Source organism: Variovorax sp. DXTD-1 (assembly GCF_003984625.1).
Taxonomy (GTDB): Bacteria; Pseudomonadota; Gammaproteobacteria; order Burkholderiales; family Burkholderiaceae_C; genus Variovorax.
In genome coordinates this window covers 1-21,007 of the sequence record NZ_RWKH01000036.1, presented here as the reverse complement: position 1 = coordinate 21,007, position 21,007 = coordinate 1, and the positions used below count along the sequence as shown (strand labels likewise).

Annotated in this window: 23 protein-coding genes; 15 read left to right on the top strand and 8 right to left on the bottom strand. The window is 66.2% G+C overall.

Annotated elements, in window-relative coordinates; translation table 11 throughout:
- Position 1: 1 nt before the first annotated feature.
- Positions 2-577, bottom strand: a complete 576-nt coding sequence (gene pilV, locus EJI00_RS24165) for a type IV pilus modification protein PilV (protein WP_126750015.1) — start codon at positions 575-577, stop codon at positions 2-4.
- Positions 578-742: 165 nt separating this feature from the next.
- Here pilV and ribD point away from each other — a divergent pair, with 165 nt between their 5' ends.
- From ribD to EJI00_RS24115, 10 genes are all read left to right on the top strand, one after another.
- Positions 743-1,870 (top strand): bifunctional diaminohydroxyphosphoribosylaminopyrimidine deaminase/5-amino-6-(5-phosphoribosylamino)uracil reductase RibD, encoded by a 1,128-nt coding sequence (ribD, locus tag EJI00_RS24160; RefSeq protein WP_126750014.1) that lies wholly within the window; start codon positions 743-745, stop codon positions 1,868-1,870.
- An 88-nt stretch (positions 1,871-1,958) separates the two neighbouring features.
- Positions 1,959-2,624, top strand: coding sequence for a riboflavin synthase (locus EJI00_RS24155; protein WP_126750013.1), 666 nt, complete (start codon positions 1,959-1,961; stop codon positions 2,622-2,624).
- Positions 2,621-3,775 carry a bifunctional 3,4-dihydroxy-2-butanone-4-phosphate synthase/GTP cyclohydrolase II gene (gene ribBA / locus EJI00_RS24150; protein ID WP_126750012.1) on the top strand — a complete coding sequence of 385 codons (1,155 nt, stop codon included), beginning with the start codon at positions 2,621-2,623 and terminating at the stop codon, positions 3,773-3,775. The genes EJI00_RS24155 and ribBA overlap by 4 nt, the downstream gene beginning before the upstream one ends.
- A gap of 6 nt (positions 3,776-3,781) precedes the next feature.
- Positions 3,782-4,249 (top strand): 6,7-dimethyl-8-ribityllumazine synthase, encoded by a 468-nt coding sequence (gene ribH, locus EJI00_RS24145; RefSeq protein WP_126750011.1) that lies wholly within the window; start codon positions 3,782-3,784, stop codon positions 4,247-4,249.
- Positions 4,246-4,782, top strand: coding sequence for a transcription antitermination factor NusB (gene nusB, locus EJI00_RS24140; protein WP_126750010.1), 537 nt, complete (start codon positions 4,246-4,248; stop codon positions 4,780-4,782). Before ribH ends, nusB begins: the two co-directional genes overlap by 4 nt.
- A complete protein-coding gene (locus EJI00_RS24135; RefSeq protein WP_126750009.1) occupies positions 4,779-5,975 on the top strand; it encodes a pyridoxal phosphate-dependent aminotransferase in 1,197 nt (398 codons plus the stop codon). The genes nusB and EJI00_RS24135 overlap by 4 nt, the downstream gene beginning before the upstream one ends.
- Positions 5,972-6,430 carry a YbgC/FadM family acyl-CoA thioesterase gene (locus EJI00_RS24130; protein WP_126750008.1) on the top strand — a complete coding sequence of 153 codons (459 nt, stop codon included), beginning with the start codon at positions 5,972-5,974 and terminating at the stop codon, positions 6,428-6,430. The genes EJI00_RS24135 and EJI00_RS24130 overlap by 4 nt, the downstream gene beginning before the upstream one ends.
- Positions 6,427-7,149, top strand: a complete 723-nt coding sequence (tolQ, locus tag EJI00_RS24125; RefSeq protein WP_126750007.1) for a protein TolQ — start codon at positions 6,427-6,429, stop codon at positions 7,147-7,149. The genes EJI00_RS24130 and tolQ overlap by 4 nt, the downstream gene beginning before the upstream one ends.
- Positions 7,150-7,164: 15 nt before the next feature.
- Positions 7,165-7,602 (top strand): ExbD/TolR family protein, encoded by a 438-nt coding sequence (locus EJI00_RS24120; protein WP_126750006.1) that lies wholly within the window; start codon positions 7,165-7,167, stop codon positions 7,600-7,602.
- 3 nt (positions 7,603-7,605) lie between these two features.
- Positions 7,606-8,535: a cell envelope integrity protein TolA gene (locus EJI00_RS24115; RefSeq protein ID WP_126750005.1), complete on the top strand. Its 930-nt coding sequence runs from the start codon at positions 7,606-7,608 to the stop codon at positions 8,533-8,535.
- A 44-nt stretch (positions 8,536-8,579) separates the two neighbouring features.
- Here EJI00_RS24115 and dnaE read toward each other — a convergent pair whose 3' ends face one another.
- A complete protein-coding gene (gene dnaE, locus EJI00_RS24110) occupies positions 8,580-12,098 on the bottom strand; it encodes a DNA polymerase III subunit alpha (RefSeq protein WP_126750004.1) in 3,519 nt (1,172 codons plus the stop codon).
- Positions 12,099-12,159: 61 nt separating this feature from the next.
- On the opposite strand from dnaE, the gene EJI00_RS24105 reads away from it, so the two are divergent.
- Positions 12,160-12,945, top strand: coding sequence for a sulfurtransferase (locus EJI00_RS24105; RefSeq protein WP_126750003.1), 786 nt, complete (start codon positions 12,160-12,162; stop codon positions 12,943-12,945).
- A gap of 36 nt (positions 12,946-12,981) precedes the next feature.
- Here the strand turns inward: EJI00_RS24105 and EJI00_RS24100 are convergent, their stop codons facing one another.
- The 4 genes from EJI00_RS24100 to EJI00_RS24085 all read right to left on the bottom strand — a co-directional run bounded on the left by EJI00_RS24100 (position 12,982) and on the right by EJI00_RS24085 (position 15,749).
- Positions 12,982-13,905 (bottom strand): pirin family protein, encoded by a 924-nt coding sequence (locus EJI00_RS24100; protein WP_126750002.1) that lies wholly within the window; start codon positions 13,903-13,905, stop codon positions 12,982-12,984.
- Between the two features lie 25 nt (positions 13,906-13,930).
- Positions 13,931-14,482, bottom strand: a complete 552-nt coding sequence (locus tag EJI00_RS24095; protein WP_126750001.1) for a flavodoxin family protein — start codon at positions 14,480-14,482, stop codon at positions 13,931-13,933.
- A gap of 61 nt (positions 14,483-14,543) precedes the next feature.
- Complete coding sequence (locus tag EJI00_RS24090) at positions 14,544-14,981, bottom strand: DoxX family protein (RefSeq protein WP_126750000.1); 438 nt, start codon at positions 14,979-14,981, stop codon at positions 14,544-14,546.
- A 66-nt stretch (positions 14,982-15,047) separates the two neighbouring features.
- Positions 15,048-15,749, bottom strand: coding sequence for a pirin family protein (locus EJI00_RS24085; protein ID WP_126749999.1), 702 nt, complete (start codon positions 15,747-15,749; stop codon positions 15,048-15,050).
- A gap of 180 nt (positions 15,750-15,929) precedes the next feature.
- Between EJI00_RS24085 and EJI00_RS24080 the strand changes: the two genes are divergently transcribed.
- From EJI00_RS24080 to trmB, 4 genes are all read left to right on the top strand, one after another.
- The gene (locus tag EJI00_RS24080; protein WP_126749998.1) at positions 15,930-16,883 is read left to right on the top strand and encodes a LysR family transcriptional regulator; all 954 of its coding nucleotides are present in this window, start codon (positions 15,930-15,932) and stop codon (positions 16,881-16,883) included.
- 86 nt (positions 16,884-16,969) lie between these two features.
- Positions 16,970-18,061 (top strand): NAD(P)/FAD-dependent oxidoreductase, encoded by a 1,092-nt coding sequence (locus EJI00_RS24075; RefSeq protein ID WP_126749997.1) that lies wholly within the window; start codon positions 16,970-16,972, stop codon positions 18,059-18,061.
- 7 nt (positions 18,062-18,068) lie between these two features.
- The gene (gluQRS, locus tag EJI00_RS24070; protein ID WP_126749996.1) at positions 18,069-18,992 is read left to right on the top strand and encodes a tRNA glutamyl-Q(34) synthetase GluQRS; all 924 of its coding nucleotides are present in this window, start codon (positions 18,069-18,071) and stop codon (positions 18,990-18,992) included.
- Positions 18,992-19,729 carry a tRNA (guanosine(46)-N7)-methyltransferase TrmB gene (gene trmB / locus EJI00_RS24065; protein WP_126749995.1) on the top strand — a complete coding sequence of 246 codons (738 nt, stop codon included), beginning with the start codon at positions 18,992-18,994 and terminating at the stop codon, positions 19,727-19,729. Before gluQRS ends, trmB begins: the two co-directional genes overlap by 1 nt.
- A 137-nt stretch (positions 19,730-19,866) precedes the next feature.
- On the opposite strand, the gene EJI00_RS24060 is transcribed toward trmB, so the two are convergent.
- Both EJI00_RS24060 and EJI00_RS25165 read right to left on the bottom strand, forming a co-directional pair.
- A complete protein-coding gene (locus EJI00_RS24060; protein WP_126749994.1) occupies positions 19,867-20,646 on the bottom strand; it encodes a hypothetical protein in 780 nt (259 codons plus the stop codon).
- Positions 20,647-20,814: 168 nt separating this feature from the next.
- Positions 20,815-21,007: hypothetical protein (locus EJI00_RS25165; RefSeq protein WP_221885066.1), on the bottom strand; the 193-nt coding region annotated here is incomplete at its 5' end.

Genomic DNA, 21,007 nt, shown 5'->3' with positions numbered 1-21,007 from the left:
CCTAGCCGGAAACCAGTTGCATCACCAGGCGAGGCGGAAGCTCACGCTGCGGCTTGCCGCCTTGCTTTGCATCCGCAACATCGGCGTGCGGCACCCAGCCGAGCTTGACGACCACATTGCGGCCTGACTGACTGCATGGCCATGCGTATTCGCCAGCCGACGCGTTCCAAGGGTTGTCGTCGAAGCACACGCTGACGCGGGCACCAGGCAGTGCCTTGGCAACGCGGCGCTTCCATTCGTCCATGTCCCAAGCGGCGAGGCCTTCCGGATCGCAAGCCCCTCCGGCCGCCGCACACCCACCCGAGGCACCGCCGGTGCCGGAATCCGCGCTCCAGTTGACAACGAGGTAAGTATTGGCCGCGTCGTTCCTTGCCGCGACGCCTGGATTCATGCGAACCTTTTCGGAGAGGTCGCGAGCGAGGTTGACTGCCGCAGCGAACGTTGCGGCTTCCTTGCCCGTGCGCACAGCCGTGAGCAGCATGCCGATGGAGCCGAGCAAACCGACGCTCAGCACCGCAATGGAAACGAGTACCTCCACGAGCGAGAAGCCCGCGGCGGCCTGCCTTGATGTAGCCATTTTTCGATGTCCTCCCCCGTCCTGCAACTTCGGTTGCTTCTTTATTCCTGCATCGAAACTGGAGCGTAGGCGTGGCCCTCGGCCGCCCGTTTGCCGTTCATCCGCTTTTGACTGCCGCTCGTATGATCCAGCGGCTCCGGTGTTAAATAATTCTTCTCGCAGCTCATGCCTTCCACCGAACAAGACGCGCAGCACATCGCCACCGCATTGCAGTTGGCCTCGGCCGCGTTGTTGCTGACCGATCCCAACCCGCGCGTCGGCTGTGTTCTGAGCGACGCGCAGGGCCGCGTGCTGGGCCAAGGCCACACGCAGCAGGCCGGCGGGCCGCACGCCGAAGTGATGGCGCTGCGCGACGCCGCGGCCAAGGGCCATTCGGTTGTGGGCGCCACCGCCTACGTCACGCTCGAGCCCTGCTCGCACCATGGGCGCACCGGCCCCTGCTGCGACGCGCTGATCGCGGCCGGCATCGGCAGGGTCGTGGCATCGCTCGCAGACCCGAACCCGCTGGTCGCCGGACAGGGTTTCGCCCGTCTTCGGGCGGCACGCATCGAGGTGCAAACCGGCCCCGGCGCGGCCGAATCGCGTGAACTCAACATCGGTTTCTTCAGCCGCATGGTCCGCAAGCTGCCCTGGGTGCGTCTCAAGGTCGCGGCCTCGCTCGATGGCAAGACGGGCCTTGCCAACGGCGTGAGCCAGTGGATCACCTCCGAGGCAGCCCGTGCCGATGGCCACGCGTGGCGGGCCCGCGCCAGCGCAGTGCTGACCGGCGTCGGCACGGTGCTCGAAGACAACCCCCGACTCAACGTACGCTTGGTCGAGACGCCCCGCCAGCCGCATCTGGTGATCGTCGACAGCCATTTGCAGACGCCGCCCGATGCTCATGTTTTCATAGCAGGCCGCCCGGTTTGGATCTACGCGGCTGTCCGCGACGAAAATCGCGCTGCTGCGCTGGAGGCACGCGGCGCCACCGTGACCTGCCTGCCCAGTGCAGCGGGCAAGGTCGATCTGCCCGCCATGCTGCAAGACCTGGCAGCGCGCGGCGTCAACGAACTGCACGTCGAAGCCGGCCACAAGCTCAACGGCTCCCTCGTCCGCGAAGGCTGCGTCGACGAACTGCTGGTCTACCTGGCGCCCAAGCTGATCGGCAGCGGCCTCGACATGGCGAGCCACCTGCACGCCGAAGGGCCGCTCAACTCGCTGGAAGGCGCGCTGGCGCTCGAATTCAAGTCTGTGCAGATGCTCGGGCCCGACCTTCGGGTCATGTCGCGGGTGCGTGGGCGCGACAGCTTCTAGCGGCCCGCCTCGGGCAAGCGGAGGCGGATTGCACGGCCAAAGCGCCGCGGAAAGGCCGAGGGCCCCCCGCATCTGCGAAAATGTGCAAATGTTCACCGGAATCATTACCGGCGTGGGGCGCATCGCCGCCATCCACGACCTCGGCCCCTCCTCCTCCTACGGCAAAAGACTCGGCATTTCGGTGCCCGACGGATATCTCGACGATGTAGGCCTTGGCGACAGCATTGCGCTCAACGGCGCCTGCATGACCGTGACCACGCTCGATCCGGCGCAGCAGCTGTTCACCATCGACATTTCGGCCGAATCGCTCGACAAGACCGCCGGCCTCACCGAGCAAGGCGCCCGCATCAACCTCGAGAAGGCGCTGCGCGCCAGCGACCGGCTGGGTGGGCACATCGTGTCGGGCCATGTGGACGGCATCGGCACGGTGAGCCACTTTGCGCCCGTGGGCGAAAGCTGGGAACTGCGTGTGGTCGCGCCGCCCGCGTTGGCGCGCTTTCTGGCCTACAAGGGCTCGATCACGATCAACGGCGTGAGCCTCACCGTCAACAGCGTGAGCGACATCGAAGACGGCGCGGAAATCAGCATCAATCTGATCCCTCACACCGTCGAAAACACCTCCCTGGGCAGCCTCACGGCCGGCTCCAAGGTCAATCTCGAAATCGATACCGTGGCGCGCTACGTGGAGCGCATGCTCCAGGCCGGCGTCCTGGTGCCGCCCCCTTCCACGTATTCCAAGGACACCGCTGAATGAACGCCTCCGTCACCCCCATCGGCGCGCCGCGCGGTTCGCGGGCACCCTCGCCGATTTCTCCGGTCGAGGAAATCGTGGCCGAGCTTGCCGCCGGCCGCATGGTCATCCTGGTGGACGAGGAAGACCGCGAGAACGAAGGCGACATCGTCATTGCGGCGGACCACATCACGCCCGAGGCGATCAACTTCATGGCCCGCCATGCACGCGGGCTGATCTGCCTCACGCTCTCGCGTGAAATGTGCGAGCGGCTGCAGCTGCCGCCCATGGTGTCCCGCAACGGCGCCAAGCATTCGACCGCCTTTACCGTTTCGATCGAGGCGGCCGAAGGCGTGACCACCGGCATCTCGGCTGCCGACCGCGCCCGCACCGTGCAGGCCGCCGTGGCGCGCAATGCCGTGGCCAGCGATCTGGTGCAGCCGGGCCATATCTTTCCGCTGCAGGCGGTGGACGGCGGCGTGCTGATGCGCGCCGGCCATACCGAAGCCGGCTGCGACCTGGCGGCCATGGCCGGCTGCTCGCCCGCCTCGGTGATCTGCGAGGTGATGAACGAAGACGGCACCATGGCGCGGCTGCCCGACCTGCAGATCTTTGCGGCCGAGCACGGGCTCAAGATCGGCACCATTGCCGCGCTCATCGAGCACCGCAGCCGCACCGAATCGCTGGTCGAAAAAGTCGGCTGCCGCGAAATCCAGACCGCGTGGGGCACCTTTACCGCCCACGCCTTCACCGACAAGCCCAGCCGCGGCGTGCACCTTGCGCTGGTGCGCGGCACGTGGGCGCCGGACGACGTGGTGTCGGTGCGCGTGCACGAGCCGCTCTCGGTGCTCGACGCGCTCGAAATCAACCGCTCGCTGCACTCCTGGAGCCTTGACGCCAGCCTGGCGCACATTGCGAACGAAGGCAAGGGCGTGGCCGTGCTGCTGAATTGCGGCGAAACGGCCGGCGAACTGCTTGCCCAGTTCGACGGCACCGCGCGCCCCGCGCAAGCCCCCGAGCGCGGCCGCATGGACCTGCGCAGCTACGGCATCGGCGCGCAAATCCTGCGCGAATGCGGCGTGCACAAGATGAACCTGCTCGGCACGCCCCGCCGCATGCCGAGCATGGCCGCAGGCTACGGCCTCGAAATTGCCGGCTACCTCACGAAAGACTGACACGACATGCAAGGTGCAAACAAGGGAGCGGATGCAAAGCCGCTCGACGGAAAAGGGCTGCGCATCGGCATCGTCCAGGCACGCTTCAACGCCGACATCACGGACGCGCTGGCCGCGGCCTGCCTGGCCGAGTTCGAAAAGCTCGGCGTGGCGGCGGACGACATCCATCATGTGCAGGTTCCCGGCGCGCTCGAAGTGCCCGTGGCCCTGCAGGCCATGGCGGTGCGCGGCGGCTACCACGCGCTTGTGGCGCTGGGCTGCATCATCCGCGGTGAAACCTACCACTTCGAACTGGTGGCCAACGAATCCGGGGCGAGCGTGAGCCGCATCGCGCTCGACCATCGCATTCCCATCGCCAACGCGATCCTCACGACCGAAAACATGGAGCAAGCCATTGCCCGCCAGACCGACAAGGGCCGCGATGCGGCCCAGGTGGCTGTCGAGATGGCGCAATTGCTGGCCTCCCTCAAATGACCGAAGACAACAACAAGACAGCAGGCGCCAAGCCGCGCCAGGCGCGCACGGGCCTCACCAGCACCGGCGCACGCAAGGCTTCGGCCAAGTCGAACCGCAGCCGCGCGCGCGAATTTGCGTTGCAGGCGCTCTACCAGCACCTGGTGGGCCGCAACGACGCCGCCGCCATCGACCAGTTCACGCGCGACCTCGCGGGCTTCCACAAGGCCGACGCCGCACATTACGACGCGCTGCTGCACGGTGCCATCGAAGGCGCGGAGCAGCTCGACGCGCTGATTCGCCCCCTGCTCGACCGCAAGTTCGAGGAAATATCGCCCATCGAGCACGCCGTGATGTGGATCGGCGTCTACGAGTTCCAGCACTGCCTCGACGTGCCATGGCGCGTGGTGCTCAACGAGTGCATCGAGCTTGCCAAGGAATTCGGCGGCACCGACGGCCACAAATACGTGAACGCCGTGCTCAACGGCCTGGCGCCGCAACTGCGCGCGGCCGAGGTGGAGGCCGACCGCACTTCGGGCAAGGCCAGGACGTGAGGATCTCGAAGCGCGCACAGCGCATCGAACCGTTCTATGTGATGGAGGTCGCCAAGGCCGCCGGCGTGCTGGCGCGCGAGGTGGCGCATACCGACCGGCCGATGATCTTCCTGAACATCGGCGAGCCCGACTTCACCGCGCCGCCGCTGGTCCAGGAAGCCGCCGCGCGCGCCGTGCGTGCCGGCGCCACGCAGTACACGCAGGCCACCGGGCTCGACCATCTGCGCGAGCGCATCAGCGGCTGGTACACGCAGCGCTTCGGCGTCGACGTGCCGGCGCGCCGCATCGTGGTGACGGCCGGCGCGTCGGCCGCGCTGCAGCTGGCCTGCCTCGCACTCATCGAATCGGGCGACGAGATCCTGCTGCCCGACCCGAGCTACCCTTGCAACCGCCATTTCGTGAGCGCCGCGGACGGCACCGCGGTGATGATCCCGACCACTGCGGACGAGCGCTTCCAGCTCACCGCCGCCAAGGTCGAAGCCGCGTGGACCGACAAGACGCGCGGCGTGCTGCTCGCCTCGCCTTCCAACCCCACGGGCACATCGATTGCGCCCGACGAACTGCGCCGCATCCACAACGTTGTGTCGCAGCGCGGCGGCATCACGCTGATCGACGAGATCTACCTCGGCCTTTCATACGACGATGCCTTCGGGCAGACGGCCTTGGCCATCGACGACAACGTCATCAGCATCAACAGCTTCAGCAAGTACTTCAACATGACCGGCTGGCGCCTTGGCTGGCTGGTGGTGCCCGAAGCGCTGGTGCCGGTGGTCGAGCGGCTGGCGCAAAACCTCTTCATCTGCCCCAGCACCGTGTCTCAATACGCGGCGCTGGCCTGCTTCGAGGATGCGAGCATTGCCGAGTACGAACGCCGCCGCGCCGAGTTCAAGGCGCGACGCGACTGGTTCATTCCGCAGCTCAATGCGCTGGGCCTCAAGGTGCCGGTGGTGCCAGATGGCGCCTTCTATGCCTGGGCCGACTGCACCAGCGTGGCCGAGAAGCTCGGCATTTCGGGCAGCTGGGATTTCGCCTTCGAAACCATGAAGCGCGCCCATGTGGCCGTGACGCCCGGCCGCGATTTCGGCACCGCCGAAACCGGCAAGTTCGTGCGCTTTTCCACCGCCAGCTCGATGGCTCATCTCGAGGAATCCATCGAACGCCTGCGGGCGATGATCGCGAACCCGGCCCGATGAGCTACGCGTTTCCGATCCGCGTGTACTGGGAAGACACCGATGCCGGCGGCATTGTGTTCTATGCCAACTACCTCAAGTTCATGGAACGCGGGCGCACCGAATGGCTGCGCTCGCTGGGCGTGGAACAGCGAAAGCTGCGCGAGGAAACCGGCGGCCAGTTCGTGGTGAGCGAAACGCAGCTCAAATACCATCGCCCGTCCCGTCTCGACGACGAACTGCTGGTTACAGCCGATCTCCGACAAATGGGCACAGCGTCGTTGATAATCGGTCAGCAGGTGCTATCAAAAACAGAGCAAGAGCGAACAGGCGTCCCGGCGCCCGTCCTTCTGTGCGAAGGCACCATCCGCATCGGCTGGGTGGACGCCACCACATTGCGGCCCGCGCGCATACCGACCCAAGTTTCGGGAACCCTCGAGCGCTCCGGCGGCTCCATGACTCAACCTTTCAAGCCATGAACCAAGACCTCTCGATCATCAATCTCCTCCTCCACGCGAGCTTCGTGGTCCAACTGGTCGTGCTGCTGCTCGTGATCGTTTCGATTGCCAGCTGGGCCGCGATCATCCGCAAGTACTTCGCGCTGCGCCGCATGCGCGCGCTGAACGACGACTTCGAACGCGAGTTCTGGTCGGGCACCAGCCTGAACGAGCTGTTTGCCTCGGCCGCGCAGAACGCCAAGTTCGCCGGTCCCATGGAGCGCATCTTCGCTTCGGGCATGCGCGAATACCAGAAGCTGCGCGAACGCCACGTGAGCGACGCCAGCACGCTGCTCGACGGCGCCCGCCGCGCCATGCGCGCGAGCTTCCAGCGCGAACTCGATGCGGCCGAACAGAACCTCTCGTTCCTGGCCACGGTGGGCTCGGTATCGCCGTATGTCGGCCTCTTCGGCACGGTCTGGGGCATCATGCATGCCTTTACCGGCCTGGCCGCGCTCGCGCAGGTGACGCTGGCCACCGTGGCGCCCGGCATTGCCGAGGCACTGGTGGCCACGGCCATCGGCCTGTTCGCCGCCATTCCCGCGGTGGTGGGCTACAACCGCTTCGCGCGCGAGATCGACAAGATCGCCATCGCGCTCGAAACCTACATCGAGGAGTTCTCGAACATTCTGCAGCGCAATCTCTCGGCCCACCCGGCCGCGAGCGCGACGGCAGCTTCGGCGACTCCGGGCAACCGCTGAACGGAGGCCCAGCGCATGCCCGCCGTTTCATCCCGGGGCCGAGGCCGCCGCACGATCAACGAGATCAACATGGTCCCGTTCATCGACGTGATGCTGGTGCTGCTGATCATCTTCATGGTCACGGCGCCGCTCATCACGCCGAGCGTGATCAACCTGCCCTCGGTCGACCGCGCCAACAAGCAGCCCGACAAGCCCATCGAGATCGTCATCAAGAGCGACGACGAAGTGCAGATCAAGAAAGACCCGTCCACCGGCAGCGGCGGCACGTCCGTTCCCATGACCCAGATCGGCTCCGCGGCCAAGACCGCCCAGGGCGGCGACGACCAGCGCCCCGTGGTCATCAGCGCCGACAAGTCCGTCAAGTACGAAACCGTCGTGAAGGCGATGAACCAGCTCAAGCGCAGCGGCATCGAGCGCGTGGGCCTGTCCGTCACCACCACGGGCGGCAAATAAGGCATGTCGCTCGCCCTGGATCGCCCCGAGTTCGCACCACCGCCGCAGCGCGGCACGCCGCGCGCGGTGCTGCTCGCATTGGTCGCGCATGCGCTCCTGATCGCGGCGCTGACGTGGGGAGTGCGCTGGCGCAGCGACCCCGACGAAGGCGCGGTCGATGCAGAGCTGTGGTCTTCCACGGTGCAGCAGGCCGCGCCGCGCCTGTCCGCACCGCAAGCGCCCACGCCCGCTCCCGCACCTCCGCCGCCCGCTCCCCCGCCGCCGCCTCCTCCCCCCCAGGTGAAGGCTCCCGAACCAGCACCGCCGCCGCGCGCGCCGGACATCGCACTCGAACGCGAGAAGAAGCTCAAGGAAGAAAAAGAGCAGAAAGAGCGCGAGCTGGAGCGCCAGCAACAGCAGCGCAAGAAAGAGCTCGAAGCCAAGCAGCGCGCCGAAGACGAAGCCGAGCGCAAGAAGGCCCAGCAGCAAAAGCTCGCCGAGCAGCAGAAGAAACAGCAGGAAGCCGAGGCCAAGCAGGCCGAAGCAAAGAAGCAGCAGCAGGAAGCGGCAGCCAAGCAGGCCGCCGCCGACCGCGCCGCAACGCTCAAGCGCATGCAGGGCCTGGCGGGCGCCAGCGGCAGCGACGATTCCAAGGGCACGGCCCTGCGTTCGTCCGGGCCTTCGAGCGGCTATGCAGGGCGCATTGCCGCGGCCGTTCGCCCGAACATCACCTTCCCCGATGCGGAGACGGTCAATGGCAATCCGGCCGCCGAGTTCGAAGTCAATCTGGCACCCGACGGCACCATCGTCGGCGTCAAGCTGACCCGATCGAGCGGACTGCCCAGCTGGGACGAAGCCGCCGAACGCGGCCTGCGCAAGACCGACAAGCTCCCGCGCGACACCGACGGGCGCATCTTCCCGTCGCTGATCGTCTCGCTGCGGCCCAAGCGCTAACACAGGCTGGCCAGGCGCTACGCGCGCCCGGCCATCTCGTTCTCTTACTCGTAGACGACCGAGGCTTTACCGGCTTCGGCCTGCGCCGTCCAGCTTGCCAGCGCGGCATCGGTCGGAAAGAACTTGGCGCGCTCACCAAGCTGCAGTTCGACCTGCGCGCCGCCCCGTGCCATTGACAGGCGCACCGGCAGCCCCTGCACCAGGTCGCCGTGTTCGCTCTGCTCGGTGCGCGGCGGAAAGTCTTTCACCAGGCGCGCGATGTCCGGCGCCTTGCCGTTGACCGCCACGCGCAGGAACTTGCCGAAGCGGCAGCGCGCCGTGGCCAGGTCCCACACCTGCTGCACCTGGAAGCGTGCCTCGAAACCGCCGCGGCCCGGTTGCAGCCGGCCGCTCACGATCACCAGTTCGTCGTCCTTCAGCGTGTTGCGGTTCGCGTTGATCAGCGCCTCGTCGGCGGTCGCGTCGATGGAGTCGGACTTGTCGTCGAGCTTGAAGATCGCCAGGCGCCCGCGCTGGCCGTTGATCACGCGGAAGTCGCTCACGATGCCCGCAATCACCTGCTGCTCGCGGGTGTCCATCAGGTCGCCGATCTCGCGCTTGCAGAAGCGCCGCACCTCGTGCGCCACCTCGTCGAACAGATGGCCCGAGAGATAGAAGCCCACGGCCGTTTTCTCGTAGGTGAGCCGCTCCTTCACGCCCCACGGCGTGGCGTCGACCAGTTCGGGCTCCTGCGTGGCCGAGCCGTGCTCGCTGTCGCCGAAGATGTCGACCTGCGCAGCGTTGGCCTCGGTGGCCGATGCGAACTCGAAGGCGCGGTCGACCGATGCAATGAGCGACGCGCGGTTCTGCTGGATCGCGTCGAAGGCGCCGGCCTTGATGAGCGCTTCGACCGTGCGCTTGTTGATGCGCTGGCGATCGATGCGCACGCAAAAATCGAACAGGCTCTTGAACGGACCGCCCTCTTCGCGCGCCCGAACAATGGCTTCGACCGCAAGCTGGCCCGTGCCCTTGACGGCCCCCAGGCCGTAGCGAATCACCTTGTCGGTGACGGGTTCAAAGCGGTAGTTGCCGCGGTTCACGTCCGGCGGCTCGAAGGTGATGCCGAAGTTTTTCTGCGCGTCTTCGAACAACACCTTGAGCTTGTCGGTGTCGTCCATTTCCACGGTCATGTTGGCGCAGAAGAACTCGGCCGTGTAGTGGACCTTGAGCCAGCCCGTGTGGTACGCCAGCAGCGAGTACGCGGCAGCGTGCGACTTGTTGAAGCCGTAGCCCGCGAACTTCTCCATCAAGTCGAAGATCTCGTCGGCCTTGTCCTGGGGAATGCCGTGCGTCTTGAGCGCGCCCGCGCGGAATTTCTCGCGGTGCTCGGCCATCTCCTCGAGCTTTTTCTTGCCCATGGCGCGGCGCAGCAAGTCGGCGCCGCCAAGCGAGTAGCCGCCCAGGATCTGCGCGGTCTGCATCACCTGCTCCTGGTAGACCATGATCCCGTAGGTCTCGGAGAGCATCTCGGCCACGGCCGGGTGCGGATACTCCACCTCTTCGCGGCCGTGCTTGCGCGCCACGAAGCTCGGAATCAGGTCCATAGGGCCCGGGCGGTACAGCGCGTTGAGTGCAATCAGGTCTTCAAGCCGGGTGGGCCTTGCGTCTTTCAGCATGCCCTGCATGCCGCGGCTTTCAAACTGGAACACCGCTTCCGTCTTGCCCTCGGAGAAGAGCTTGTAGGTCTCGCGGTCGTCGAGCTTGATGTTCTCGTAGGCGAAGTTCTCCTGGCCCTTGTGGCGCTTGACGATGAACTCTTTCGCAATCTCCAGGATGGTGAGCGTGGCCAGGCCCAGAAAGTCGAACTTCACGAGGCCGATGGCCTCCACGTCGTCCTTGTCGTACTGGCTCACGGCCGAGTCGCTGCCGGGCTGCTGGTACAGCGGGCAGAAGTCGGTGAGCTTGCCGGGCGCAATCAGCACGCCGCCCGCGTGCATGCCGATGTTTCGCGTCATGCCCTCGAGCTTCTGCGCAAGCTCCACCAGCATGCGCACTTCTTCCTCCTTCTCGATGCGGGCCGCAAGCTGCGGCTCCATCTCGATGGCGTAGTTGTTCTTGTCGCCTTCGACCTTCGGGTCGGGCGGGTACTGGATGGTGACGGGCTGGCCCGGCTTGTTCGGAATGAGCTTGCTGATGCCGTCGCAGAACATGTAGCTCATGTCCAGCACGCGGCCCACGTCGCGAATGGCGGCGCGCGCAGCCATGGTTCCGAAGGTGGCAATCTGGCTCACGGCCTCGCGGCCGTACTTGTCCTTGACGTAGTCGATCACGCGGTCGCGGTTGCCCTGGCAAAAGTCGATGTCGAAGTCGGGCATCGAAACGCGCTCGGGGTTCAGGAAGCGTTCGAACAGCAGCTTGTATTCGAGCGGATCAAGGTCGGTGATCTTCAGCGCATAGGCCACCAGCGAGCCCGCGCCCGAGCCCCGGCCCGGCCCCACCGGACAGCCGTTGTTCTTGGCCCACTTGATGAAGTCGCCCACAATCAGGAAGTAGCCTGGGAACCCCATGTTCAAGATGGTGTTGATCTCGAACTCCAGCCGCTCCACGTAGCGCGGCCGCTCGGCATCGCGCTTGGCAGGGTCTGGATACAGGTGCGCCAGCCGCTCCTCAAGCCCAGCGAACGACTCCTGGCGAAAGAAATCGTCGATCGGCATGCGAACGCCTTCGCTGATGAAGGGCGTCGGAAAGTCGGGCAGCTGCGGCTTGCCGAGCACCAGCGTCAGGTTGCACCGCTTGGCAATCTCGACCGTGTTGGCCAGAGCGCTCGGCACATCGGCAAAGAGCGCCTCCATCTCGGCGCTCGACTTGAAGTACTGCTCCTCGGTGAACTTGCGCACCCGCCGCGGGTTGCCGAGGATTTCGCCTTCCGAGATGCAGACCCGCGCCTCGTGCGCCTCGTAGTCCTGGCGTTCGGCAAACTGCACGGGGTGCGTGGCAACCACGGGCAGGCGCAGCCGCGCCGCGAGTTTCACGGCGGCAATCACATGCGGCTCGTCCTCGGGGCGGCCCGCGCGCTGCAGCTCGATGTAGAAGCGGTGCGGAAACATGCCCGCCAGCTGCAGCGCCAGTTCGGCGGCGCGTTCTTCCTGCCCTTGCAAGAGCGGTGCGCCCAGCGGGCCGGCTTGCGCGCCCGAAAGCGCAATCAGCCCGCCCTGCAGTTCCTCGAGCCATTCGAGCTTGCAGGCCGCCTGGGACTGCCCCCGGCCCACGTTCTGCGTCCAGGCGCGTGCGAGCAGCTCGGACAGGTGTAGGTAGCCCTCCATGTTCTGCACCAGCAGCACGATGCGGGTCAGCACGCCGGGCTCCTTGCCCAGCCCTTCGATGAAGATTTCGGCACCGACAACGGGCTTGACGCCCTTGCCTCGCCCCTGCTTGTAGAACTTGATCGCCCCGAACAGGTTGTTCAGGTCGGTAATGGCCAGTGCGGGCTGCTTGTCGGCAGCGGCGGCCTTGACGACTTCATCGATTCGGTTGGTGCCGTCGACGACGGAAAACTCGGTGTGCAGGCGCAGGTGAACAAACATCCTCCCATTGTAGAAACCGGCACTCCACGATGTGGGTTGGCAATCCCTACAATTCCCCTCCGTGCAAGAGATTTTGAATATTGCGGCCTACAAATTCGTGGCCATCGACGACGCCCCGGTGCTGCGTGAAGACCTGCGCTCGCGCGCCCACTCGCTGGGCCTCATGGGCACCATCCTGCTGGCGCCCGAGGGCATCAACCTGTTTTTGGCGGGCGCAGCCGACGCCGTCCGCAGCTTTGTGGCCAGCCTGCGCGCCGATCCGCGCTTTGCAGACCTCGAAACCAAGGAAAGCTGGTCGGCCACGCAGCCCTTCCGCCGCATGCTGGTGAAGCTCAAGCGCGAGATCATCCGGATGGACCATCCCGCCATCCAGCCGGCCGCCGGCCGCGCACCCGGCGTGGACGCGCACACGCTCAAGCGCTGGCTCGACCAGGGGCATGACGACGCCGGCCGCGAAATTGCGCTGCTCGACACGCGCAACGACTTCGAGGTCGACGAAGGCACCTTCGACGGCGCAATCGACTGGCGCATCACCAAGTTCACCGAATTCCCGCCCGCACTGAAAGCACACAGCGCCGATTTCGCGGGCAAGACGGTGGTGAGCTTCTGCACCGGCGGCATCCGCTGCGAAAAAGCCGCCATCCTGATGCGCGAGGAAGGCGTGGAGAACGTGCTGCAGCTCGAGGGCGGCATCCTTAAATATTTCGAAGAAGTCGGCGGTGCGCACTATCACGGCGACTGCTTCGTGTTCGACGGCCGGCGCGCGCTGGCACCCGACCTGAGTGCACGCGCGGCCGATGCCAGCGCACGCGCCTCCGAAGATCCCGACCTGGAACGAAAGAACTGAGCTCCGAGGCGCGGGGCCTTCGTCGCTGCGGGCTCGTCAGACCGGCGTGGTGCCGACGTCCGGTTCGCGCACGCCGAACGGCTTGCCGGGCAGCGGAATGAATTCGGTCTCGCCGGGCACATGGCCCATGCGCTGGGCGGCCCAGTCGGAGCCGGCCTCCAGAATGCGCTCGCGCCGGCTGGAGACGAAGTTCCAGGTGATGTAGCGCGGGCCATCGAGCGGCTCGCCGCCGATCACCATCAAACGCACCGCCGTATCGGCGCTGAGCACAGCACCCTGGCCGTCCGGAAGGACAACCATCGTATGCGCCGCAATGGTCTCGCCGTTGATGCGCGCATCCGCATCGACGGCATAAACCGCCAACTCGGGTGCCAGCGCGGGCAGTTCGAAGCGGCCGCCCGCGGGCAGTGCGACGTCGAGGTAAAGCGTCTGCGACAGCGTCTTGACCGGTGAGCGCTTTCCAAAGGCATCGCCCACCAGCACGCGCACTTGCGCGCCTTGCTCCGCGAGCTCGGGAATGGCGCTGGCCGGCGTGTGTTCGAAGCTCGGCTCGACCTCTTCATGCGCCTGCGGCAAGGCCGCCCAGAGCTGCAGGCCATGGTTCACGTAGGTATCGGCCTTGAGCCGCTCGGGCTTGCGCTCGGAGTGCACGATGCCGCGGCCCGCCGTCATCCAGTTGATGGCGCCGGGCAAGATTTCCTGCACGCTGCCGAGGCTGTCGCGATGCATCATCGCGCCCTCGAAAAGATAGGTGACCGTGGAAAGGCCGATGTGCGGGTGCGGCCGCACGTCGTGCTCGGCACCGGGCTGCTCGGTGGCCGGGCCAAAGTGATCGAAGAACACGAACGGCCCGACCGATCGGCGCTGCGCCGCCGGCAGCAGGCGCCGCACCTTGAAGCCACCGCCCAGGTCCTTGTCGTGCGGTTGAAGCAGTTGGGTCTGTGCGGTGGTATCGGTCATCGGGGGCTCCGTGGTGGACTGGGTTTTATCCGCGTGATCTTGCCACTTCGGCGATGCGTTCTCCAAACGCGCGGGCTGTGTCGAAGTCGCCCTTGAACATCTCGGCCGGGCTTGCATCCGAAGGCGACTGCGTCAGCAGGCCGCCATAGCCGCCCACGTAGTTCATCGAATCGCGCGTGGCGGCCTTGTTGTTGGTCGGCAGGATGCCCATGCTCACCCAGATGCCGCTGTGCTGCATGGCGAGCGTCCACAGGTAGGCCATGGTCGTGACCTTGTCGCCGTTCATGGTGGCGCTGTTGGTGAAGCCTGCAAAGAGCTTGTCTTTCCAGCCCTGCGTGAACCACACCTTCGACGACGCATCGGCGAACTTCTTGAACTGCCAGCTCACGCCGCCCATGTAGGTCGGCGAGCCGAAGATGATCGCGTCCGCTGCGGCCAGCGTTTCCCAGCCGCCTTCAGGCAGGTTGCCGTCCGCATCGATGGCGAGCAGCTGCGCGCCGGCTCCCTCGGCAACAGCCTGGGCGATGCGCTGGGTGTGGCCGTAGCCGGAATGAAAGACGACAACGATGTTTGGCATTGGATGGTTCTCCAGAAGTGATGGCGATGGTCGTTGATGCGAAAGAGCAAGGGCAACCTGCTTACTTCCTGTCGATGCTGAAACGGCCGGCACCGAAGGCAACAAAGGCGAGCAAACCGCCGGAAATGGCAATGTTCTTGAAGAACATCAGCTGGTTCACGAAGGCCTTGTCTGCGGGCATGCTCCAGTAATTGTGGAACAGCACCGATGCTGCCACGGTGAACACCGCGAGCACCACGGCCGCGAGGCGGGTCTTGAAGCCGACGAGCAGCATCAGGCCCAGGCCCAGCTCCACGATGATTGCGATGACCGCGGCAACCTGCGGCAGCGGCGCCCCAACGGACGAGATGTACCCCACGGTGCCCGCAAAGTCCATGAGCTTGCTGAAACCAGCGGGCACGAAAAGCAGCGCCAGCAGCACGCGGCCTACAAGTGCCAGCGTGTCCTGTGCGGCGGTGGGGTTGGAGGCGGCGGTTGCGTTGATTGCTGTGGTTGACATGATGAAACTCCTCGGTTGTTGAAAGTTGAGAGAAACGGAAAAACAAGAATTGAAGAAAGCGCCTGCTCAGGCGGCCAGGTCGAACACCAGCACTTCGGCATCCTTGCCGGCGCCGAGCGTCAGTTGCGATTCGCCTTGCAGCATCGCGGCGTCGCCGCCCGACAGCTTCTGGCCGTTGACTTCGAGCTCGCCGCGCACCAGGTGCACATAGCTCTTGCGCTGCGGATCGAGCGCCAGGCTGGCTTTTTCGTCGCCATCGAGAAGGCCTGCAAACAGGCGCGCATCGGCGTGCACCGTCACCGAACCGTCGGCGCCGTCGGGCGAGGCCACCAGGCGCAGCTTGCCGCGCTTTTCGTCATTGCTGAATTTCTTCTGCTCGTAGCCGGGCGCAATGCCGCGCACGTTCGGCTCGATCCAGATCTGCAGGAAGTGCGTGGTCTCGTCGGCCTTGTGGTTGAACTCGCTATGCATCACGCCGCGGCCCGCGCTCATGCGCTGCACGTCGCCCGGCGGAATCGATTCCACGTTGCCCATGCTGTCCTTGTGCGCCAGTTCGCCCGAGAGCACGTAGCTGATGATTTCCATGTCCTTGTGGCCATGGGTGCCAAAGCCGGCACCGGCGGCCACGCGGTCTTCGTTGATCACCCGCAGGTTGCCGAAGCCCATGTGGGCCGGGTCGTAGTAGCCGGCAAAAGAAAAGCTGTGGAACGAGCGCAGCCAGCCATGGTCGGCATAACCGCGTTCCTGTGATTTACGGACTTGCAACATCGTCAAACTCCTTCGGCCCTTCCCGTCGGGGATGCTCGGGCCTTCTTCGTATGCCGCACCGGATGCGCGGCGGATGTGAAGAACTTTAGGTCCGCACCCTCGCCTTAAAAGCGCCGGGTTTTGATGGCATCATTCAAATTTTTTGATCGATCAATCGACCGAGCACTCGACGGACCCGAAATGCCCAGCGCCAGAGACGTATTGACCCCCGACGCGCTCGCCATGCTGCAGACCGTGGCAAGCACCGGCAGCTTTGCGGGCGCGGCGCGCGCGCTCAACCTGGTGCCCAGTGCGCTCAGCTACCGCGTGCGCCAGATCGAAGACGCGCTGGACGTGCTGCTGTTCGACCGCAGCGCGCGCCAGGCCCGCATCACCGAGGCCGGGGCCGAATTGCTGCGCGAAGCGGCGCGGCTGCTCGGCGAGATCGATGCCGTGGCCAACCGCGTGAAGCGCGTTGCCACCGGCTGGGAGCCGATGCTCACCATCGCGGTCGACAGCGTGATTGCGCGCGACCCGCTGCTCGACCTGGCCACCGCCTTCTTCGCGCTGAATCCGCCCACGCGGCTCAAGCTGCGCGATGAAACGCTGCTCGGCACCATCGAAGCGTTGACCAGCGGAGAGGCCGATCTCGCCATCGGCGCCGTGCTCGACGCGGCAAGCCTCGCCTTCACCGCCACCGGCATCCGCAGCCGGCCGATCGGCGAGCTGTGCTTTGTGTATGCCGTGGCGCCGCACCATCCGCTCGCGCGCCTGCCCGAGCCATTGACCGATGCGGTGCTGCGCCAGCACCGTGCAGTGGCCGCCGCCGACTCGGTGCGCAGCGGGCCCAGCATGACGGTCAACCTCGTCGGCGGACAAGACGTGCTCACGGTGCCGAGCATGCACGCCAAGCTGAACGCGCAACTGCACGGCCTGGGCGGCGGTTTTCTGCCCGAGCCCATGGCGCGGCCCTACATCGAAGCCGGACACCTCGTCGAACGCAAGACCGAACGCCAGCCGCCGCTTGCAACCATGCATTGCGCCTGGCGCGTGCGCAGCGCGGGCGGCCCGGGGCGCGCGCTCGAATGGTGGCTCGCGCAGTTCGACCACGAGGCCACGCGGCGCGCGCTGCTCGAGCGGCACCGCGGCCGCTAAGGCCGCCTGGTCGGATGCCCCGCTCCCAGACCGTTGTAGAGTGCGACCACATCCATCGTTTCCCGTACACAAGAAAAGAGTCCCTCATGACCACTCGCGCAACTGCCAAGAAGGCAAAGGCCACCGACCGCCACCGAACCCCCGCCGCCCCGCGCCATTACGCCGTCGTGGGCGCCGGCATTGCCGGCGTGGCCTGCGCACGCACACTGGTGCAGGCCGGCCACAAGGTCACTGTCTTCGAACGCGAGGCCGCGCCCGGCGGGCGCATGGCGAGCATCGACACCGCCTTCGGCCGCTTCGACAGCGGCGCCCAATATTTCACCGTGCGCGACGCCCGCTTTGCGCTGGCGCTGGAAGCCACGCCGAGTCTTTGCCGCCCATGGAGCGCCAACCTCGTGCGCGTGCTCGACGCGCACGGCCGCGTGGCCGAAGCGGCATTGCCGGGCCGCGAATCGCACTGGGTTGCCCAGCCCGGCATGGATGCGCTGGTGACCTACTGGGCCGCGCCGCTGGGCGGCAACCTCGTGACCGGCACGCAGGTCACGCAGATCGAACCCGACGCGCTCGATCCGAAGCGCTGGCAACTGCGCACCGCAGGCGCGGACGATTCGCAGCATGTGTACTCGGGCTTCGATGCCGTGCTGCTCGCCGTGCCGCCCTCGCGCACGCGTGCGCTCTTGGGCGACGGCAAGCTCTCGGCCAGCATCAGCCAGAAGATCGAGCCCGTGCGCATCGCGCCCTGCTGGACGCTGATGATCGCCTTTCCGCAGGCCAACCAAGCCAACATGTCGCACCTCGGCCCGCAATGGAATGCGGCGCGCAGCACGCATCACCGCGTGGCGTGGCTCGCGCGCGAGTCGTCCAAGCCGGGTCGCGAACGCGTCGAGCGCTGGACGCTGCAGGCCAGCGCCGCCTGGTCGCAGGAACACCTGCGCGACGACGCCGCGCGCGTCGAAGCCAAGCTGCTGCGCGCCTTCTCCGAAATCACCGGCATCCATGCCGCGCCCACGCATGCCCAGGCACGCTGCTGGACCGAAGCCCAGACGCAAGTCCCCGTGGGCAAGAGCCACCTGTGGGACGCCAAGGCCCGCATCGGCGTGGCCGGCGACTGGTGCACCGGCCACCGGGTGGAAGACGCTTTCCTCTCGGGCCTCTCGCTGGCGCTTGCAGTGATCTGATCCGCGGATGCGTGAGACCGGCCGTTTCGCGCCTTCGCCCACCGGCCCGCTGCACGCCGGCTCGCTGGTTGCCGCGCTTGCGAGCTGGCTCGACGTGCGCGCCCGCGGCCCGCACGCGCGCTGGCTGATCCGCATCGAAGACGCGGACACCGAGCGTTGCCTGCCCGGCATGGGCGAGCACATCCTCCGGCAACTGGCCGACTGCGGCCTGCTGCCGGACGAAGCGCCGGTGTGGCAGACGCAGCGTACCCCGCATTACGAAGCGGCGCTTGCCAGGCTGCAGGCCCTCGGCCTCGCCTATCCCTGCGGCTGTTCGCGCAAGGATATCGACGAGGCGCTGGTCCGGCTCGGCCGGCCGCACACTCGTCATGGAGAGCGGGTCTATCCCGGTACTTGCCGCAATGGCCTGCACGGCAAGCCCGCGCGGGCGTGGCGCTTTGCCACCGAGATGTTCGAAGCCCTGCAACCGGCGCTTCCGTCGGGCGAACTCTGCTGGACCGACCGCCGCCTCGGCCGCCAGTGCCAGCACGTCAGCCGCGAGGTCGGCGACTTCGTGCTGCGCCGCGCCGACGGCCCGTGGGCCTATCAGCTCGCGGTGGTCGTCGACGACGCGGAGCAAGGCGTGACCGACGTGGTGCGCGGCGAAGACCTGGCGGACAACACCGCGCGCCAGATCCTGCTGCAGCGCGCGCTCGGCATGCCCACGCCAAGTTACCTGCATACGCTACTGGTGCGGGGCGCCGATGGCGACAAGCTCTCGAAGCAGAACGGCGCCACCCCCATCGACACCGCCACGCCCGAGGCCGCGCTGGCCTCGCTCGAGGCCGCCGCGCGTGTGCTCGGCCTTGGCGCGGCGCAAGGCGGCTCATGCGCAGCGGCACTGCACGGCTGGGTGCCGGAATGGCGCGATCTCTACAATTCGCAGCCGTAATGACCTTTCCCGACACCGTGCCCAACGATTCCCCGCCGAGCGACGACGCGGCCGACCAACCGCATCCGCTGCACCGTCGCCTCAAGAGCTTCGTGAAGCGCGCCGGCCGCACCACCGAAGGCCAGGCCCGCGCCTTTGCCGAGCTGGGCCCGCTCTTCCTCTTGCCCTACAAGCCCGAGCCGCTCGACCTGACGGCGGCCTTCGGCGGCCGCGCCGCACCGACCGTGCTCGAAATCGGCTTCGGCATGGGCGAAGCCACCGCGCACATCGCCACGGTGATGCCTGAGACCAACTTCCTTTGCTGCGAAGTTCACGAGCCCGGCGTGGGCGCGCTGCTCAAGCGCATCGGCGAGCAATCGATCGGCAACATCCGCATTTGCGCCCACGACGCGGTCGACGTGCTCGACCACATGCTTCAGGCCGACTCACTGGCCGGCGTGCATGTGTTCTTTCCCGACCCGTGGCACAAGAAGCGCCACAACAAGCGCCGGCTGATCCAGCCCGAGTTCGTGAAAAAGCTCGCCGAGCACCTGCGCCCGGGCGGCTACATCCATTGCGCCACCGACTGGCAGCCCTACGCCGAGCAGATGCTCGAAGTGCAATCGGCGGAGCCCTTGCTGCGCAACACGGCCGAAGCCTATGCACCCAAGCCGGAGTACCGGCCGTTGACCAAGTTCGAGAACCGCGGCCTCAAGCTGGGCCACGGCGTGTGGGACCTGGTCTTCCGGCGCGCCTGAGTGGCCGCCGTGTTCGCCAGCAGCCGCCGCAACCTTCACCCGCGTCTTCGCGCGCTACGCCTGGGGAGCATCGAGCGACCACACCTGCGAACAGGTGCGGCTATTCGGATCAGCGCGGCGAGCGCGCTGGCGCTGCGTCAAGCGTTGCCCTGAACGCGGATGTAGAGGTTCATGTCACTGCGATGTTTCTCGGCCAGCCGACGATGTTCGGCGAGGACGTCATCCATTCGCTCCATGGACAATTCCGCGTAAGTAACGGCTACTTGGTCTCGGATCATTGAAGCCATTCGGTGCAAGGCATGGGCAAACAGCCGCAACGCTGTAGCCTCGACATACAGGGCATCCGATGCGCACCGGGCGGTACGGTATGCATGTGCCGCGTTGCGTTCCTCCTGTGAGCCACGTTCGCATTGCAGAAAGTTCATCAGTTCCTGTGCGGTGGTTTGTTCAGCGTTGGTAGCGGCCACCAACACGGGATGTACCCACTCGCCCATCCCTACCGCATCCGCACGCGCGCCAAGCGGCAGCCAAGCCGGCGCGCTCGCGTACCAGGGCGACTGAGCGCAATCCGACGCCAGTTGCTCGGCCCGTTGACGAGCCTCCTTGTTCTCCGGCGCAACAGCCTGCCAGGCGGCAAAGCGCGTGCGTTGCGCATCGAGAAGATTGCGCAAGGCGCCTGTCAACCTGTCCCCACCCGGGTCGTCCAGCAAGTACACGATGTTCACGGCCAGATGAATCGTGTCTTGGGCTAGGGCCTGTGCACCGAAATCGTGTTCCTGGAGTAGCGCAGAGATTGCGTCCGCGTGCAGGTCTGCCAGTGCATTCAGCCCGTACCAGGCATAGAGATTGGTGGCGGTTCCCTGGCTAACCTGGAGTTGTCCGACGCCGTGTGAGAGTTCTGTTTGACTGCGCTGCATGACCGGAAGGTGGCGGCGCAGTGCGTGCAGGCTGCGCCCAGACCTCGTTTTGCGCCATGCGGCGCTTTTCTTTTTCGTTCATTGCTTGGCTTTTGTCGTCGTGCCTCTTGGCGTGGATTGCAGCATGTTCTTGGCGCTGGGTCGGCGGTTTCACAGCATCGCCGCCCCTCAGCCGCCCATCACCGGCCCCTGCTGCTGGTTGGCTTGCGCTGCGGCCTGTGCCTGAGATTGGGCGCGATCATTCGCGCGCTGCTCGTCGAACTGCTGCACGTCCTGCATGGTCTGCTGCACTGTGCGCAAAGGCTGCGCGGCTTCAAGAGAGGCGTATCGGCCGGGCAACGAGGTCGACCTGAACAGAACC

Coding starts and splice junctions, on each gene's coding strand:
- pilV (WP_126750015.1), bottom strand. CDS start 577: ATGGCTACATCAAGGCAGGCCGCCGCGGGCTTCTCGCTCGTGGAGGTA.
- ribD (WP_126750014.1), top strand. CDS start 743: ATGCCTTCCACCGAACAAGACGCGCAGCACATCGCCACCGCATTGCAG.
- EJI00_RS24155 (WP_126750013.1), top strand. CDS start 1,959: ATGTTCACCGGAATCATTACCGGCGTGGGGCGCATCGCCGCCATCCAC.
- ribBA (WP_126750012.1), top strand. CDS start 2,621: ATGAACGCCTCCGTCACCCCCATCGGCGCGCCGCGCGGTTCGCGGGCA.
- ribH (WP_126750011.1), top strand. CDS start 3,782: ATGCAAGGTGCAAACAAGGGAGCGGATGCAAAGCCGCTCGACGGAAAA.
- nusB (WP_126750010.1), top strand. CDS start 4,246: ATGACCGAAGACAACAACAAGACAGCAGGCGCCAAGCCGCGCCAGGCG.
- EJI00_RS24130 (WP_126750008.1), top strand. CDS start 5,972: ATGAGCTACGCGTTTCCGATCCGCGTGTACTGGGAAGACACCGATGCC.
- tolQ (WP_126750007.1), top strand. CDS start 6,427: ATGAACCAAGACCTCTCGATCATCAATCTCCTCCTCCACGCGAGCTTC.
- EJI00_RS24120 (WP_126750006.1), top strand. CDS start 7,165: ATGCCCGCCGTTTCATCCCGGGGCCGAGGCCGCCGCACGATCAACGAG.
- EJI00_RS24115 (WP_126750005.1), top strand. CDS start 7,606: ATGTCGCTCGCCCTGGATCGCCCCGAGTTCGCACCACCGCCGCAGCGC.
- dnaE (WP_126750004.1), bottom strand. CDS start 12,098: ATGTTTGTTCACCTGCGCCTGCACACCGAGTTTTCCGTCGTCGACGGC.
- EJI00_RS24100 (WP_126750002.1), bottom strand. CDS start 13,905: ATGACCGATACCACCGCACAGACCCAACTGCTTCAACCGCACGACAAG.
- EJI00_RS24095 (WP_126750001.1), bottom strand. CDS start 14,482: ATGCCAAACATCGTTGTCGTCTTTCATTCCGGCTACGGCCACACCCAG.
- EJI00_RS24090 (WP_126750000.1), bottom strand. CDS start 14,981: ATGTCAACCACAGCAATCAACGCAACCGCCGCCTCCAACCCCACCGCC.
- EJI00_RS24085 (WP_126749999.1), bottom strand. CDS start 15,749: ATGTTGCAAGTCCGTAAATCACAGGAACGCGGTTATGCCGACCATGGC.
- EJI00_RS24080 (WP_126749998.1), top strand. CDS start 15,930: ATGCCCAGCGCCAGAGACGTATTGACCCCCGACGCGCTCGCCATGCTG.
- EJI00_RS24075 (WP_126749997.1), top strand. CDS start 16,970: ATGACCACTCGCGCAACTGCCAAGAAGGCAAAGGCCACCGACCGCCAC.
- gluQRS (WP_126749996.1), top strand. CDS start 18,069: ATGCGTGAGACCGGCCGTTTCGCGCCTTCGCCCACCGGCCCGCTGCAC.
- trmB (WP_126749995.1), top strand. CDS start 18,992: ATGACCTTTCCCGACACCGTGCCCAACGATTCCCCGCCGAGCGACGAC.
- EJI00_RS24060 (WP_126749994.1), bottom strand. CDS start 20,646: ATGCAGCGCAGTCAAACAGAACTCTCACACGGCGTCGGACAACTCCAG.